The organism is Cupriavidus sp. WS (genome assembly GCF_000395345.1).
Lineage (GTDB): Bacteria > Pseudomonadota > Gammaproteobacteria > Burkholderiales > Burkholderiaceae > Cupriavidus > Cupriavidus basilensis_B.
Window position 1 is genome coordinate 1 of sequence record NZ_AQPL01000561.1, and the last position, 243, is coordinate 243.

Consider the following 243-nt stretch of genomic DNA (forward strand, 5'->3'; position numbering starts at 1 on the left):
CGGCTGGCGGCCGGCCTGCGCGCCGGCGAGGCCTGCCCGGTGTGCGGCAGCGCCGCCCATCCGCAGCTTGCGCTGCAGTTCGACGCGCCGGTGCCCGACGAGGTCCTCGATCACGCACGCGACGACGCCCGCGCCGCCGACCAGGCCGCGCACGAAGCCGCAGCCGGCGCGCAGTCGGCGCTGGCCGCGCTGACGTTGCGCCAGGATCAGCTGGCGGAGCTGCGCGCGGCGTTGGCATCGGCG

At 78.6% G+C, this 243-nt stretch carries 1 protein-coding gene; it reads left to right on the plus strand.

From position 1 onward, the window contains the following. Positions 1–243 (plus strand): hypothetical protein (locus tag K206_RS44040; RefSeq protein WP_043367741.1); only part of this gene is annotated, 243 nt, incomplete at both ends.